Source organism: Microbacterium sp. Root180, assembly GCF_001428485.1.
Lineage (GTDB): Bacteria > Actinomycetota > Actinomycetes > Actinomycetales > Microbacteriaceae > Microbacterium.
This window is the reverse complement of sequence record NZ_LMHS01000002.1, coordinates 60,666-74,441: the sequence shown is the minus strand read 5'-3', so window position 1 is coordinate 74,441 and position 13,776 is coordinate 60,666. Positions and strand designations below refer to the sequence as shown.

Genomic DNA, 13,776 nt, shown 5'->3' with positions numbered 1-13,776 from the left:
GGGATCAGTGTGTGCTCGGCGTGGGCAGTCCGTCGGTGATCGGCGGCGGAGTGTTGGCGACTCCGCTGTCTTCGACCGGGGTCACCGGTGCGACCGGCTTCCCCTTGATCGTCGCGTCGGGCGCCGTCACGAGGGGCGTGTCGGAGATGAGGGCGTTCGGCACCACACCCCGTCCGATGGCGTCCACGGACGAGCGGCCGTACGACACCTCCCCTGCACCGAGCAGCGCTCCGTCGCTCAGCCGGAGGTAGCTCGGCGACTCGTCGATGACCATTCCGAGCGCTGCCGCATTGGCCGCGAGGTATTGCGGCGAGCCCAGTCCGGCGACCTCGTCGTAGAGGATCTGCTGCTGGAAGGTGAGTTCGCGCTGCTGCGAGCTGAGGGTCGAGAGCTCGTACGAGCCCTGCGTGGTCATGATCGACAGGACCATCTGCGCACCGGCGATGACGAATGCACCGAGCACGGCCACGACGCCGTACAGCAGCTTCGGGCGACGCCGGCGCACCGGCTCCTGGACCGCCCACAGGCGGCGAGCCGGGGTCTCTGTCTGCAGCGGTGCGACAGCGGGCGCGCGCAGTGCGCTGGTGGCGGTGCTCACGCGTTCTCCCGGACCCGCTCGGCGGCGCGCAGACGCACCGGGGTGGCTCGGGGGTTCACGGCGCGTTCCTCGTCGGAGGCGAGCTCGGCGCCCTTGACGAGCAGCCGGAAGCGCGGTGCGTGCTCGGGCAGCTCGACGGGAAGCCCTGCGGGCGCGGTCGAGGAGGAGACATCCGCGAACTCGCGCTTGACCAGGCGGTCTTCGAGCGACTGGTAGGCGAGCACGACGATGCGACCGCCGACGGGAAGGATGCCCAGGGCCGACGGGATCGCGTTCTCGAGCACGGACAGTTCGCGATTGACCTCGATCCGCAGTGCCTGGAACACGCGCTTCGCCGGGTGCCCGGCGCGCTGCACGGCGGCGGGGGTCGCCGCCTGGAGGATCTCCACGAGACGGCCGGATCGCTCGATCGGCGCCTCGGCGCGCGCGGCGATGATCGCGCGAGCGTAGCGGCCGGCGAGCTTCTCCTCGCCGTAGCGCTCGAAGATGCGCCGGAGATCGCCCTCTCCGTACGTGGCGAGGATGTCGGCCGCCGTCGTGCCGGCGGACTGGTCCATGCGCATGTCGAGGGGCGCATCCTGTGCGTAGGCGAATCCGCGGTCGGCCACGTCGAGCTGCAGTGACGAGACGCCGAGGTCGAAGAGGATGCCGTCGGCGGCCGCGAAGCCGGCGCCCGTCACCGCCTCGGCGATGCCGTCGTACACCGTGTGCACGAGTGTCACCCGGTCGCCGAAGCGGCTGAGGCGCTCGCCCGCGATGCGCAGCGCGTCGGTGTCGCGATCCAGTCCGACCAGGTGGAGTCCCGGGAACCGTTCGAGGAATGCCTCCGAGTGGCCCCCCATGCCGAGCGTCGCGTCCACGAACACCGCCCCGTCGCGCTGGAGCGCCGGGGCGAGCAGGTCGAGGCAGCGCTCGAGGAGGACCGGGGTGTGGATGTCGCGGAGGCTCATATCGATCTGGACCCTGTCCCTCGGTCCTGATCCCCATCCGCTCCGACCTGACACCGGGGAAGTGCGTCAGGGAGGGCGGCTGGGAGTCGGGGCCGAGGGCTCAGAACAGGCCCGGGATCACCTCCTGCTCCAGTTCGGCGTAGCTCTCTTCGTTCGCTTCGGCGTACGTGCTCCACGCGTCGGCGTTCCAGATCTCGGCGTGGGCTCCCACGCCGGTGACGACGAGGTCGCGCTCGAGCCCCGCGTAGGCACGCAGCGGACCCGGAAGGGTGATGCGGTTCTGGCTGTCGGGCTTCTCGGCGCTCGCACCCGAGAGGAACATGCGCAGGAAGTCGCGGGCCTGCTTGTTGGCCAGCGGCGCCTCACGGATGCGCTCGTGCACGCGCTCGAACTCCTGGGTGCTGAACACATAGAGGCAGCGGTCCTGCCCGCGGGTCACGACGACTCCTCCGCCGAGGTCATCGCGGAACTTCGCCGGCAGGATGACGCGGCCTTTGTCGTCGAGCTTCGGAGTGTGCGTGCCAAGAAGCATCGGCTCACCACTCCCCCTTCGACCAGCCCCCGCTGAATACTCGCCACTTTACTCCACTTCCCTCCACTTTGTCATCAACTTCGCGCGCATTCCTCCCCCTCGGCCCCATTCGGGTGGGATGCCGCCGTGCGGCGGGCAAAGAAAAAGCACCGACCCGGAGGTCGGTGCTTGTCTCTCGCGTCAGCGGAGCGTGGGGATCAGCGCTCCCCTTGGCGCTTGTCCCATCGGTCGTTCATGCGATCCATGAAGGACGCGGTCTGATGGGCGGAAGGAGCCGGCTTCGTCGTCTCTTCGCGAACTCGGCCCGGGCCGCGCGTGGGAGTGACGGCCAGGAGGACGCCGCCGAGCATCACGACGAAGCCGATGACGCCCACCACGATGAGCGGGAGCGAGACGCCGACGATCAGTCCGCCGAGACCGAGCAGCACGAGGATCGTGCCGTACACGATGTTGCGGTAACTGAGCGTGCGGCCGTCGCGGGGCGCGCTGACGACATCTGCGTCGTTGCGCATGAGATGGCGTTCCATCTCATCGAGCAGACGCTGCTCCTGTTCGGAGAGTGGCATGCATCCCCCTCTGTGGCTCGGGTACGACGATTCTACGCGTGCCGTAGATCACTAGGCTAGGCCCGTGTCCGCCTCTTCAGACCCGGTTGAAGCCATTTCCCAGCGTCTGGACATCTTCGTCTCGGCTCAGCGCCTGCACGCGGCCGAGCTCGGCGCCGAGGCCGCTCTCTTCGTCGAGGCCGGAGCAGCCGCCGTGTCGGGAGGAAAGCGCCTTCGCGGGCGCTTCTGCGTCGCCGGGTGGAGGGCCGTGGAGGAAGCCTCCCGACCCGCAGGTTCGGTGCCGGCGGACGTGGTGGCCGCCGCCGCCTCGCTGGAGATGTTCCACGCCGCCGCGCTCGTCCACGACGACGTGATCGACAACTCCGACACCCGCCGCGGTCGCCCCGCCGCACACCGAGCGATGGAAGCCTCTCACCGTCACGCGCAGTGGGCCGGGGATGCCGCGGCCTTCGGCCGATCGGCGGCCATCCTCCTCGGCGACCTCCTGGTCGCGTGGAGCGACGACCTGTTCGAAGAGGGCCTCGCGGTCGCCCAGCCGGTGCCCGCCGCGGCCGCCCGCGCCGAGTATGCGGCCATGCGGCGCGAAGTCACGATCGGTCAGTTCCTCGACATCGCCGAGGAGTCAGCGTTCGTCACCGAGCCCGCCGAGCGCCACGCCGAGCGGGCGCTGCGTGTGGCGTCGCTGAAGTCGGCGCGGTACAGCATCCAGCAGCCCCTCGCGATCGGTGCGGCGCTCGCGGGCGCCGACGCCGCTCAGTCGGCCGCTCTCGCGGCCTTCGGGCACCCGCTGGGCATGGCGTTCCAGCTGCGCGATGACGTGCTCGGTGTGTTCGGCGACGAACGCGAGACGGGCAAGCCGTCGGGCGACGACCTTCGCGAGGGCAAGCGCACCGTGCTGATCGCCTACGCGCGCGAGGGGATGGCTCCCCCGGCTCGACGCATCGTCGATGAGCTGCTGGGCGATCCGGCTCTGGATGCGGCACAGATCGACGCGCTGCAGCGCACGATCGTCGACAGCGGAGCGCTCGAACGCGTCGAAGCGCTCATCGCCGACTACGCGCGTGAGGCCGAGCGGTCGCTCTCAGGCGCGCACCTGGGCAACGCGGCCGTCGGAGAGCTGCGCGATCTTGCTCGCGCCGCCACCGTCCGCGTCACCTGACGCCCGGCTCGCGCTCAGGCGAGGGTCTGCGCGACGCGACGCACCTCGGCCTTGCGGCCGGCGATGAGCGCCTGGATCGGAGGGATCCCGATCGTCTCGTCGGGGCCGAGGAGCCAGTCGATCGCCTCGTCGTCGGAGAAGCCGGCGTCGTGCAGCACGATCACCGTGCCCCGCAGCGAGCTGATCGGATGGCCGTCGACGATGAACACGGCCGGAACCCGGAGCGCCCCCTTGCGGCGTGTGCCGATCAAATAGGACTCGTCGAGGTAGCGGCGCACCCGTCCGAGCGGCTCGCCGAGCACCTCGACGAGTTCCGGAAGGGTGAGCCATTCGGTCTCGATGCGCGAAGCGTCGTCAGCGGTCACCCAGCAACTATTGCACTCCCGTGGGACTGCGCGCACACAGCGGTCGCCCGATCTCGTCTGTCACATTGGCCACAGAGGCCTCTCCTTTCGCACCCGTTGACACCTGTAGACATCCGTGACACCGTTCTGGAAGTCGATGGAGGGGGGTTCTCTTGCGACCCGATATTCGAACCGACCGCGTCCGCGCGTCCCGCGCCGGCTTCGCGGTCATGCCGGCGGCCGTCGCCGGATCGATCGCGCTCGTGCTGTCATCCACGCCGGCGGAGGCTCTCGAGGGCGCGCAGGAGCGGATGCCGCGTACCGCCCTCGCGGAAGGCCGTCACGTTTCGGCTGCCAAGACGAGTCATCCCGCGCCGAAGGTTCGCGCACTCCCCGCTTCGGCTGCCGCGCCTGCCACATACACGGTCAAGCGCGGCGACACCGTGAGCGCGATCGCCGCGCGCCACGGCCTGCGGACGACCGACGTCCTCGCGATCAACGGCCTGTCGTGGAAGTCGGTGATCTACCCCGGGCAGGTCCTCAAGCTCACAGCCGCGGTCGCGGCCGCGCCGGCCACGCCGAGCGCGGCATCCGGAACCTATGCCGTACGAGCGGGCGACACCGTCAGCGGGATCGCGCAGCGGCACGGGGTGTCAGTTCAGGCGGTGCTGTCGGCCAACCGGCTCGGCTGGTCGTCGATCATCTATCCCGGGCAGAAGCTCGCGATCCCCGGCAAAGCCGTTCCCGCCTCGGCCACGAAGCCTGCCGCACCCGCACCCCCACCCGCAAAGTCTTCGTACGTCGTGAAGGCCGGCGACACGGTCACGGCGATCGCGCAGCGGCACGGCGTGAGCGTGAACGGCGTGCTGGCCGCGAACAGCCTGTCTGCCGCGTCGATCATCTATCCCGGGCAGAAGCTCGCGATCCCCGCGAAGACGGGCGCGACGGGACTCGACGCCCCGCAGACCGAGAATGCGCGGCTCATCATCCAGATCGGCCGTGAGCTGGGCGTGCCCGATCGCGGCATCGCGATCGCCCTCGGCACGGCGATGCAGGAGTCGTGGATCCGCAACCTCGACTGGGGCGACCGCGACTCGCTCGGCCTCTTCCAGCAGCGACCGAGCACGGGCTGGGGCACCGCCGACGAGGTGCGGGATCGCGTGCGGGCGATCAAGGCGTTCTACGGCGGTCCGAGCGATCCCAACGGCACGCGCACGCGAGGCCTCCTCGACATCCCCGGCTGGGAGAGCATGAGCTTCGCGCAGGCGGCACAGGCGGTGCAGATCTCGGCGTATCCGGATCGTTACGCGCAGTGGGAGAAGCCCGCCTTCGCCTGGCTCGCGGCCCTCGGCTGACCTGCGGCATCCGCACCAGAGGGTGAGCCGCTCCGCGGGCTCGCAGGTGCGCGTCCGTAGACTTCTCGCGTGAGCACGAGCCAGCAGACGGATCCGCTGATCGGCCGTCTGGTCGACGGCCGGTACCGCGTCCGCGCTCGCATCGCGCGCGGAGGTATGGCGACCGTCTACGTGGCGACCGATCTGCGCCTCGAACGCCGCATCGCGCTCAAGGTGATGCACGGCCACCTCAGCGACGACACCGTGTTCCAGAGCCGCTTCATCCAGGAGGCACGCGCGGCCGCGCGGCTGGCGGATCCGCACGTGGTGAACGTGTTCGACCAGGGTCAGGACGGCGACATGGCCTACCTGGTCATGGAGTACCTGCCGGGCATCACGCTGCGCGAGCTCCTGCGCGAGCAGCGGCGGCTCACCGTCCCGCAGGCCGTGTCGATCCTCGATGCGATCCTGTCGGGCCTTGCGGCGGCGCACCGCGCGGGAATCGTCCACCGTGACGTGAAGCCCGAGAACGTGCTCCTCGCCGAGGACGGCCGCATCAAGATCGGCGACTTCGGGCTCGCGCGTGCGACGACCGCCAACACCGCAACGGGCGCGCAGCTGCTGGGGACCATCGCCTACCTCGCACCCGAGCTCGTCACGCGCGGCACCGCCGACGCACGCAGCGACATCTACGCCCTGGGAATCATGCTCTACGAGATGCTCACCGGAGAGCAGCCGTACAAGGGCGAGCAGCCGATGCAGATCGCCTTTCAGCACGCCACCGACTCGGTGCCGCGCCCGAGCGTCAAGAACCCCGGCGTTCCCGAGCCGCTCGACGAGCTCGTCCTGTGGGCGACGGAGAAGAACCCAGACGACCGCCCGGTCGACGCGCGCGAGATGCTCGAGCGGCTTCGCGAGATCGAACGGGATCTCGCCATCGCGCCGGTCGTGACCCGAACCGCGCTGATCGGCGCCCCGCGCGACGACGGCATTCCGTCCGGCGAGCTCACCGCCGTCCTCCCGTCCACGGGTATGACCCTGACCCCGACCCATCCGTTGGACGAGGTCGACAACGCCACGCAGCTGCGCAGCGCTATGAAGCGGCGACAGTCGCGCGGCGCGTGGATCGTCGCCCTGGTCGTGCTCCTGGCCGCCCTCGCCGCCGGCCTGGGCTGGTGGTTCGGATCCGGTCCGGGTTCGATGGTCGCGGTGGCGGATGTCTCGGGCATGACCTTCGCCGAGGCTCAGGCGCGCCTCGCCGAGGACTCTCTCGTGGCGATCGAACGCGGCGAGAACAGCATCGAGGTCGAGGCGGGGCGCGCGATCGGCACCGATCCCCCATCGGGCTCGCGCGTCGACAAGGATGCCGACGTCACCGTGCTCATCTCGCTCGGCCCGGCCGAGGTCCAGCTCGAGTCCATGCTCGGCAAGCCCAAGGCCGAGGTGGCAGGGCTCCTGGACACCCAGCAGATCACCGTCGACGGAGAGCGCGTCTTCTACACCGAGACGGCCCCCGACGGCATCGTGGGCGTCATGATCCATCCGGCCGACGGCAGCGAGGATGTGCCGTGCGGCGAGGGCTGCACGGTGCACCAGGGCGACACGGCGACGCTGTGGGTCTCGCTCGGGCCACTCCCCAGTGTTCAAGGACAGAGCGTCGATGCGGCGCGCGCGACGCTGACCGACGCGGAGCTCGTGGTGACCGACGACGTCATCGAGCAGGCGAGCGAGGACATCGCCGAGGGCCTCGTGATCGGCACGACCGAGCGCGAGGGCGGGAACTGGTGGCGTCCGGGCGACGAGGTCACGCTGATCGTGTCCAACGGTCCGCCGCTCTTCGAGGTTCCCGATGTCGTCGGCCAGACTCGCGACGGCGCGATCGCGGACCTCGAGGCCGCCGGGTTCCAGGTGGATTACTCGGCGCTGTGGGCGCCGTTCCCCGACGAAGTCACCGAAGTCGCGTCCTCCGATCCCGTGGCGGGTTCGATGCTCCTCAAGGGCACCCGCGTCTATATCGAGATCACCGTCTCCGGCTGACCCCGGCTCCGCGAGAACGCGCTCATGTCTCCCCCGGCCGGGCGAATCGAGACATCCGCGCGTTGTCGGTGAGGAATGATGCGGCGAGGGCGCGTCGCACGCGGCCGGCGAGCGCTGCCATTCCGGCGGGGATCAGGTCGTCCGCACCGACGAGAACCACACGGTAGCCGGCGTCCTCGAAGAGCTGCACGCGGGTCAGGTCCTCGAGCCACCGTCGGCGATCGGTGCGATGAACGTCGCCGAGGTACTCGAGCAGGACTCGCTGACGCAGGTAGCCGAGGTCCGGATGCCGCGTCCCGGCCGCGGTGCCGATGGGTGGCTGCACCGCCGGTTCCGGCAGTCCCGCATCGACGAGACCGAGCCGCAGCAGGGTCTCTTTCGGTGAATCGACCGGAGAGCGCAGCAACGGCAGCGCACGGTCGAGCGGTCGAGCGCCCCGACCATGGCCGTGCCGCGTCACCGAGCGGAGGAGCTGCCGAGGCGTCGCGAGCGGCGGAGTGCGGCGACCGCCCGGCAGCCTCGTCCCACTGATCAGGTAGTCGCCGGCGGCGACGAGCCACTCGAAGGGGACCTCCCGCCGCGGAAGAGTAGCGAGGTGAACCCAGGTGTCGGCGGGAGAGACCAGGGGTCCGAGGTCGTGAGTGGTGACGTCGACCTCGGACATCGTCTCCCACGATCGAATGCCCGGGCGACGCAGCCGGCCCCGACTTCCGACCGCGAGCAGATCGACCGGCTCGCCGTCGCGCCACCGCGCCGGGAGAGGGATCCCCCAGAGGCGCGCCGCCGTCCGGTGGCTGAACACGTGTTGGGGGGCCATGACGACCGCGGCGGCGTCACACGCCCGCTCGAGAGAAGAGCCGTCCGAGGACTCCGTGATGTACACCCCCCGATGCGGGTGAGCGAGGTCCGTCTGGCGAAGTCGGGAACGAGGCACGCCCGCCTCGCGAGCATCCGAGTACGCGAACGCCCCGCGGTCCAGTCCGACCGGAAGCTGCCGGCGTTCACGAGTCACCCCGACACGCTGACGCGGGCGCCTCGAGTGCGGGCGCCCGCAAGCCGATCGGTGCGTAGCCGCCGTGTCTTCTCCGCTGGGGAGGAGCCTCAGCGTCCGCAGCCTCCGCAGCCTCCGCAGCCTCCGCAGCCTCCTCAGCCCCCTCAGCCGCCGACAACGCGCTCATGTCACGATCAGGCGCCCCCGGCGGAACACAAGCGCGCTCTCGGCAAGTAGCGAGGTCAGCGCTTCTCGAGCTCCTCGGCGACGAGGAATGCCAGCTCGAGCGACTGCATGTGGTTCAGGCGCGGATCGCACAGCGACTCGTAGCGCGTCGCGAGGGCGGCCTCGTCGATCTCTTCGGAACCGCCCAGGCACTCGGTGACGTCGTCACCGGTGAGCTCGACGTGGATGCCGCCCGGGAACGTGCCGACGGCTCGGTGAGCCTCGAAGAAGCCGCGCACCTCGTCGACGACGTCGTCGAAGCGACGGGTCTTGTACCCGGTGGGCGTCGTGATGCCGTTGCCGTGCATGGGATCGGTGACCCACAGCGGCGTCGCGCCCGAGTCCTTGACGGCCTCCAGCAGCGGAGGCAGCGCGTCGCGGACCTTCCCCGCCCCCATGCGAGTGATGAACGTGAGGCGCCCGGGCTCGCGATTCGGGTCGAGCTTGTCGATGAGTGCGAGCGTCGTCTCGGGGCTTGTCGTGGGGCCCAGCTTCACGCCGATCGGATTGCGGATCTTCGAGAAGTAGTCGACATGCGCCCCGTCGAGCTCCCGCGTGCGCTCCCCGATCCACACGAAGTGGGCCGACGTGTTGTATGGCGTGCCCGTGCGCGAGTCGATGCGCGTCATCGGGCGCTCGTAATCCATCAGCAGGCCCTCGTGGCCGGTGTAGAACTCGACGCGCTTGAGCTCGTCGAAGTTCGCACCCGCGGCCTCCATGAAGCGGATCGCACGATCGATCTCCGTCGCCATCCGCTCGTACTGCTGATTGGCGGGATTCTGCGCGAAGCCCTTGTTCCACGAGTGCACCTCGCGAAGGTCGGCGAAGCCACCCTGCGTGAACGCGCGGATCAGATTGATGGTCGACGCGGCCGTGTGGTATCCCTTCAGCAGTCGCTGCGGATCGGCCTGGCGTGAGCCCTCGGTGAAGTCGTAGCCGTTGACGATGTCGCCGCGGTATGCCGGCAGCGTCACCTCGCCGCGCGTCTCGGAGTCGCTGGAGCGCGGCTTGGCGAACTGCCCCGCCATGCGTCCCATCTTGACGATCGGCATCGACGCGCCGTAGGTCAGCACGACCGCCATCTGCAGCACGGTCTTGATGCGGTTGCGGATCTGCTCGGCCGTCGCGCCCGCGAACGTCTCGGCGCAGTCGCCGCCCTGCAGCAGGAACGCCTGGCCCGACGCGGCACGCCCGAGGCGCTCTCGCAGGTTGTCGACCTCGCCCGCGAACACGAGCGGAGGCAGGGTCGCGAGCTCGGCGGATACCGCGGCAACGGCGTCGGCGTCCTGCCACGCGGGCTGCTGCTTGATGGGCAGGGTCCGCCAGTGGTCGAGGCTGTCGAGCTGCTGAAGCATCCCTCGATTCTAGTCGTGGGCGCACCGGCCCCGGACGCGTGTGACGAGGGGTTCAGGCCTTGGTCTTGATCCGGTCCTTCACCGTGGACGCGTAGACGTCGTCGTACTGCTGCTCGCCCAGGCGCTGCAGGGCGACCATGATCTCGTCGGTGATCGAGCGGAGGATGTACCGGTCGCCCTCCATGCCGGCGAATCGCGAGAAATCCAGGGGCTCGCCGATCACCACGCCGACGCGCACGACATTCGGCAGGCGCTGTCCGATCGGCATCATCGTGTCGGTGTCGACCATCACGACCGGCACGACCGGCACGTGGGCCTCCAGGGCCATGCGCGCGATTCCGGTGCGGCCCCGGTACAGCTTGCCGTCGGGACTGCGGGTGCCCTCGGGGTAGATGCCCAGCAGCTCTCCTCCGCCGAGCACCTGCAGGCCCGTATTGAGGGATGCTTCGGACGCCTTGCCGCCGGATCGGTCGATGGGCAGCTGCCCGGTCCCCGTGAGGAAGACGCGCGTCGCCCAGCCCTTGAGACCCTTGCCGGTGAAGTAGTCGCTCTTGGCGAGGAAGGCCACTCGACGGTCGATCATCAGTGGGAGCATGACGGAGTCGATGAAAGAGAGGTGATTGCTCGCCAGGATCGCACCGCCCTCCACGGGGACATTGCGGCGCCCGACGATCCACGGGCGGAAGATCGCTTTGACGATCGGCCCGATGAACACGTACTTCATCAGCCAGTAGAGCATCGCTATCCCCCCACGTGCGCCAGGTCGGCGGCGCCGATCAGTCCCGCGTCGTTGACGAGCTGCGCGATCGCGAACTGGGCGACCGGGCGGTCGCCGTAGCCGGGAAGCGATGTCTCGTAGGCGAGCCGGACCGGGGCGAGCAGATCCTCGCCGAGCTGGGCCACCCCTCCGCCGATGACGAAGAGCTCGGGATCGAGCACGGCCTGGAATCCGCCGCAGGCCTCACCCAGCGCCGTCGCCACGCGACGCAGCGCCTCGGTGGCGCCGGGGTCGCCGGCGAGGACGAGCCTCGAAACCGCGGGCCCGCTGATGGATCCCTTCTCGGACCGGAGGTCGGCGAGCGCCTGACCGATGCCCCCCGAATCGGCGAGTGCGTTCGCCTCGCGCTGCAGCGCGCGTCCGGAGGCATACTGCTCGAGGCATCCGTTCTGTCCGCAGCCGCACGGCAGGCCGTCGCGAGTGAACCGCGTGTGGCCGAGTTCGGCAGCGATCCCGTGACCGCCGCGGAAGAGCTCGCCGTCCAGCACGATCGCGCCGCCCACGCCCGTGCCCATCGTGAGCATGACCATGTTGTCGACGTCGCGGCCGGCGCCGAAGCGGAATTCGGCCCAGCCGGCGGCGTTGGCATCGTTCTCGATCGTGACCGGCACGTCGATCCCGGCCTCCAGCGTGGCCTTGAGGGGCTCGTTGCGCCACGCGATGTTCGGCGCGTGGATCACGATCGCGCCCGCGCGGTCGATGAAGCCGGCGGCAGCGACGCCGACGGCGGCGATGTCGTGTCCGGCGGCGAAGTGCCGTGCCATGTCGATGACCGCGTCGGAGAGCGCCTTCGTGTCGATCGGGGTGTCCACGCGGAGCTTCTCGACGATCCGCCCGGCGGCGTCGACGACCCCGCCTGCGATCTTCGTCCCGCCGATGTCGATACCGACCTTGAGCACCGCATTCCTCTCCGGCCGGCGCACGCGCGACGGCGCGATGAAGTCTAGCGGCGCGGCGACTTCCACACTCCTGACGGTTCGCCGCGCCCTTCGGATTAGACTCGAATGAGATCCACCCGAGATTCATTCCGGTACCGAAGGAGCTGCCGTGGTCCAATTCGAAGTCCCCGCCATAGTCCCCGCCGATCCCCAGGCGAATGTCGCCGATCTGCTCGTCGAGCGGGTGAAGGCGACGCCACAGCTCGCGCTCTTCGCCGTCCCCGACGCAGGCGGCTGGCGCGACATCACCGCCGCCGACTTCCAGAAGCAGGTCGTGGCCTTGGCCAAGGGCTTCGTCGCCGCCGGCATCGAGCCGGGCGAGAAGGTCGCCTTCATCGCACGCACCACCTACGACTGGACGCTCGTGGACTTCGCGCTGTTCTACGCCGGTGCCGTCATGGTTCCCGTGTACGAGACCAGCTCGCCGTCGCAGATCAGCTGGATCCTCAACGACTCCGGCGCGATCGCGTGCCTCTCGGAGTCGGCCGATCACTCGGCGCGGCTCGACGAGATCCGTGCCGAGGTGCCGTTGATCCGTTCGACGTGGGAGATGCAGCGCGGCGACCTCGACAAGCTCGTCGCCGGTGGCAAGGACGTCACCGATGCGGAGATCGAGCGTCGTCGCGGCATCGCCAACGGCGCCGACATCGCCACCCTCATCTACACGTCCGGCTCGACCGGCCGCCCCAAGGGCTGTGTGCTGACCCACAGCAACTTCGTCGAGCTCACCCGCAACTCGGCCAAGTCCCTCCAGGAGGTCGTGGCCAAGCCGGGCGCGTCGACGCTGCTGTTCATCACGACGGCGCATATCTTCGCGCGCTTCATCTCGGTGCTCAACATCCACGCCGGCGTCAAGACCGGCCACCAGCCCGACACCAAGCAGCTCCTGCCGGCGCTCGGCTCGTTCAAGCCGACGTACCTGCTCGCCGTGCCGCGCGTGTTCGAGAAGGTGTACAACTCGGCCGAGCAGAAGGCCGAGGCCGGCGGCAAGGGCAAGATCTTCCGCTCCGCGGCCCACACGGCCGTCGAGCACTCGCGCCTTCTCCAGGAAGGCAAGAAGGTCCCCTTCCTGACCAAGGTGAAGTTCAAGCTGTTCGACCGCCTCGTCTACAGCAAGCTGCGCACCGCCATGGGCGGCAACGTCGAGTACGCGGTGTCGGGATCGGCTCCGCTCGGCCCCCGCCTCGGCCACTTCTTCCACAGCCTCGGTGTGACGATCCTCGAGGGGTACGGCCTGACCGAGACCACCGCGCCGGCGACCGTGAACCTCGCCACGAAGTCGAAGATCGGCACGGTCGGACCGGTGCTGCCCGGTGTGGGCATCCGTCTCGCCGAGGACGGCGAGATCCAGGTGCGCGGCATCAACGTGTTCAAGGAGTACTGGCGCAACCCCGAGGCCACCGCCGCCACGTTCGACGGCGACTGGTTCAAGACCGGCGACATCGGCTCGTTCGATGACGAGGGCTTCCTCACGATCACCGGCCGCAAGAAGGAGATCATCGTCACCGCCGGCGGCAAGAACGTCGCCCCCGCGGTGCTCGAGGACCCGATCCGCGCGAACCCGATCGTCGGCCAGGTCGTGGTGGTCGGCGACCAGAAGCCGTTCATCTCGGCGCTCATCACTCTCGACCCCGAGATGCTGCCGACCTGGCTGGCCAACAACGCCCTGCCGGGCGACATGTCGCTGACGGATGCCGCGAAGAACGAGGCCGTCCGCGCCGAGGTGCAGCGCGCGATCGACCACGCGAACAAGTCCGTGTCGCGTGCGGAGTCGATCCGCAAGTTCACCATCCTCGACTCCGAGTGGACCGAGGCCAGTGGTCACCTCACGCCGAAGATGAGCATCAAGCGCAACGTCATCATGGAGGACTTCGCCGGCCCGATCGAGGAGCTCTACAGCGACCCGGTCAACACGTCGAACGTCTCGCTCAAATAGCGAACGCGGAGCGGATGCCGCGGCCGGCCACGG

General features: G+C 69.4%; 13 protein-coding genes. 4 read left to right on the top strand and 9 right to left on the bottom strand.

The features are described from left to right. Nucleotides 1-4: 4 nt before the first annotated feature. From ASD93_RS04635 to ASD93_RS04620, 4 genes are all read right to left on the bottom strand, one after another. The gene (locus ASD93_RS04635) at nucleotides 5-598 is read right to left on the bottom strand and encodes a hypothetical protein (protein WP_056119410.1); all 594 of its coding nucleotides are present in this window, start codon (nucleotides 596-598) and stop codon (nucleotides 5-7) included. Beyond that, on the bottom strand, nucleotides 595-1,548 hold the full coding sequence (gene rsmH / locus ASD93_RS04630; RefSeq protein ID WP_056119406.1) for a 16S rRNA (cytosine(1402)-N(4))-methyltransferase RsmH: 954 nt from the start codon (nucleotides 1,546-1,548) through the stop codon (nucleotides 595-597). The genes ASD93_RS04635 and rsmH overlap by 4 nt, the downstream gene beginning before the upstream one ends. Nucleotides 1,549-1,648: 100 nt before the next feature. Then, nucleotides 1,649-2,080: a division/cell wall cluster transcriptional repressor MraZ gene (mraZ, locus tag ASD93_RS04625; protein ID WP_056119404.1), complete on the bottom strand. Its 432-nt coding sequence runs from the start codon at nucleotides 2,078-2,080 to the stop codon at nucleotides 1,649-1,651. Between the two features lie 197 nt (nucleotides 2,081-2,277). After that, nucleotides 2,278-2,646, bottom strand: coding sequence for a DUF3040 domain-containing protein (locus ASD93_RS04620; protein WP_056119402.1), 369 nt, complete (start codon nucleotides 2,644-2,646; stop codon nucleotides 2,278-2,280). A 64-nt stretch (nucleotides 2,647-2,710) separates the two neighbouring features. On the opposite strand from ASD93_RS04620, the gene ASD93_RS04615 reads away from it, so the two are divergent. After that, a complete protein-coding gene (locus ASD93_RS04615; protein ID WP_056119399.1) occupies nucleotides 2,711-3,805 on the top strand; it encodes a polyprenyl synthetase family protein in 1,095 nt (364 codons plus the stop codon). Nucleotides 3,806-3,819: 14 nt separating this feature from the next. Here ASD93_RS04615 and ASD93_RS04610 read toward each other — a convergent pair whose 3' ends face one another. Further along, the gene (locus tag ASD93_RS04610) at nucleotides 3,820-4,170 is read right to left on the bottom strand and encodes an Rv2175c family DNA-binding protein (protein WP_235566884.1); all 351 of its coding nucleotides are present in this window, start codon (nucleotides 4,168-4,170) and stop codon (nucleotides 3,820-3,822) included. Between the two features lie 209 nt (nucleotides 4,171-4,379). On the opposite strand from ASD93_RS04610, the gene ASD93_RS04605 reads away from it, so the two are divergent. Beyond that, nucleotides 4,380-5,504: a LysM peptidoglycan-binding domain-containing protein gene (locus tag ASD93_RS04605; protein ID WP_056119394.1), complete on the top strand. Its 1,125-nt coding sequence runs from the start codon at nucleotides 4,380-4,382 to the stop codon at nucleotides 5,502-5,504. 69 nt (nucleotides 5,505-5,573) lie between these two features. Continuing rightward, nucleotides 5,574-7,520: a Stk1 family PASTA domain-containing Ser/Thr kinase gene (gene pknB, locus ASD93_RS04600; protein WP_056119392.1), complete on the top strand. Its 1,947-nt coding sequence runs from the start codon at nucleotides 5,574-5,576 to the stop codon at nucleotides 7,518-7,520. A gap of 22 nt (nucleotides 7,521-7,542) precedes the next feature. On the opposite strand, the gene ASD93_RS04595 is transcribed toward pknB, so the two are convergent. From ASD93_RS04595 to ASD93_RS04580, 4 genes are all read right to left on the bottom strand, one after another. Beyond that, nucleotides 7,543-8,184, bottom strand: coding sequence for a hypothetical protein (locus ASD93_RS04595; protein WP_157536875.1), 642 nt, complete (start codon nucleotides 8,182-8,184; stop codon nucleotides 7,543-7,545). A 569-nt stretch (nucleotides 8,185-8,753) separates the two neighbouring features. Beyond that, nucleotides 8,754-10,091, bottom strand: a complete 1,338-nt coding sequence (locus tag ASD93_RS04590; RefSeq protein WP_056119386.1) for a class II 3-deoxy-7-phosphoheptulonate synthase — start codon at nucleotides 10,089-10,091, stop codon at nucleotides 8,754-8,756. A 52-nt stretch (nucleotides 10,092-10,143) separates the two neighbouring features. After that, nucleotides 10,144-10,830 carry a lysophospholipid acyltransferase family protein gene (locus ASD93_RS04585; protein WP_056119382.1) on the bottom strand — a complete coding sequence of 229 codons (687 nt, stop codon included), beginning with the start codon at nucleotides 10,828-10,830 and terminating at the stop codon, nucleotides 10,144-10,146. A 2-nt stretch (nucleotides 10,831-10,832) separates the two neighbouring features. Continuing rightward, nucleotides 10,833-11,768 carry an ROK family protein gene (locus ASD93_RS04580; RefSeq protein ID WP_056119379.1) on the bottom strand — a complete coding sequence of 312 codons (936 nt, stop codon included), beginning with the start codon at nucleotides 11,766-11,768 and terminating at the stop codon, nucleotides 10,833-10,835. A 148-nt stretch (nucleotides 11,769-11,916) separates the two neighbouring features. On the opposite strand from ASD93_RS04580, the gene ASD93_RS04575 reads away from it, so the two are divergent. Continuing rightward, nucleotides 11,917-13,743 carry an AMP-dependent synthetase/ligase gene (locus ASD93_RS04575; RefSeq protein WP_056119376.1) on the top strand — a complete coding sequence of 609 codons (1,827 nt, stop codon included), beginning with the start codon at nucleotides 11,917-11,919 and terminating at the stop codon, nucleotides 13,741-13,743. Nucleotides 13,744-13,776: the final 33 nt, after the last annotated feature.

Bases quoted from the DNA above. Each gene is read 5' to 3' on its own strand.
- ASD93_RS04620 (WP_056119402.1), bottom strand. From the start codon at position 2,646: ATGCCACTCTCCGAACAGGAGCAGCGTCTGCTCGATGAGATGGAACGC.
- ASD93_RS04585 (WP_056119382.1), bottom strand. From the start codon at position 10,830: ATGCTCTACTGGCTGATGAAGTACGTGTTCATCGGGCCGATCGTCAAA.
- rsmH (WP_056119406.1), bottom strand. From the start codon at position 1,548: ATGAGCCTCCGCGACATCCACACCCCGGTCCTCCTCGAGCGCTGCCTC.
- ASD93_RS04590 (WP_056119386.1), bottom strand. From the start codon at position 10,091: ATGCTTCAGCAGCTCGACAGCCTCGACCACTGGCGGACCCTGCCCATC.
- ASD93_RS04595 (WP_157536875.1), bottom strand. From the start codon at position 8,184: ATGTCCGAGGTCGACGTCACCACTCACGACCTCGGACCCCTGGTCTCT.
- mraZ (WP_056119404.1), bottom strand. From the start codon at position 2,080: ATGCTTCTTGGCACGCACACTCCGAAGCTCGACGACAAAGGCCGCGTC.
- ASD93_RS04605 (WP_056119394.1), top strand. From the start codon at position 4,380: ATGCCGGCGGCCGTCGCCGGATCGATCGCGCTCGTGCTGTCATCCACG.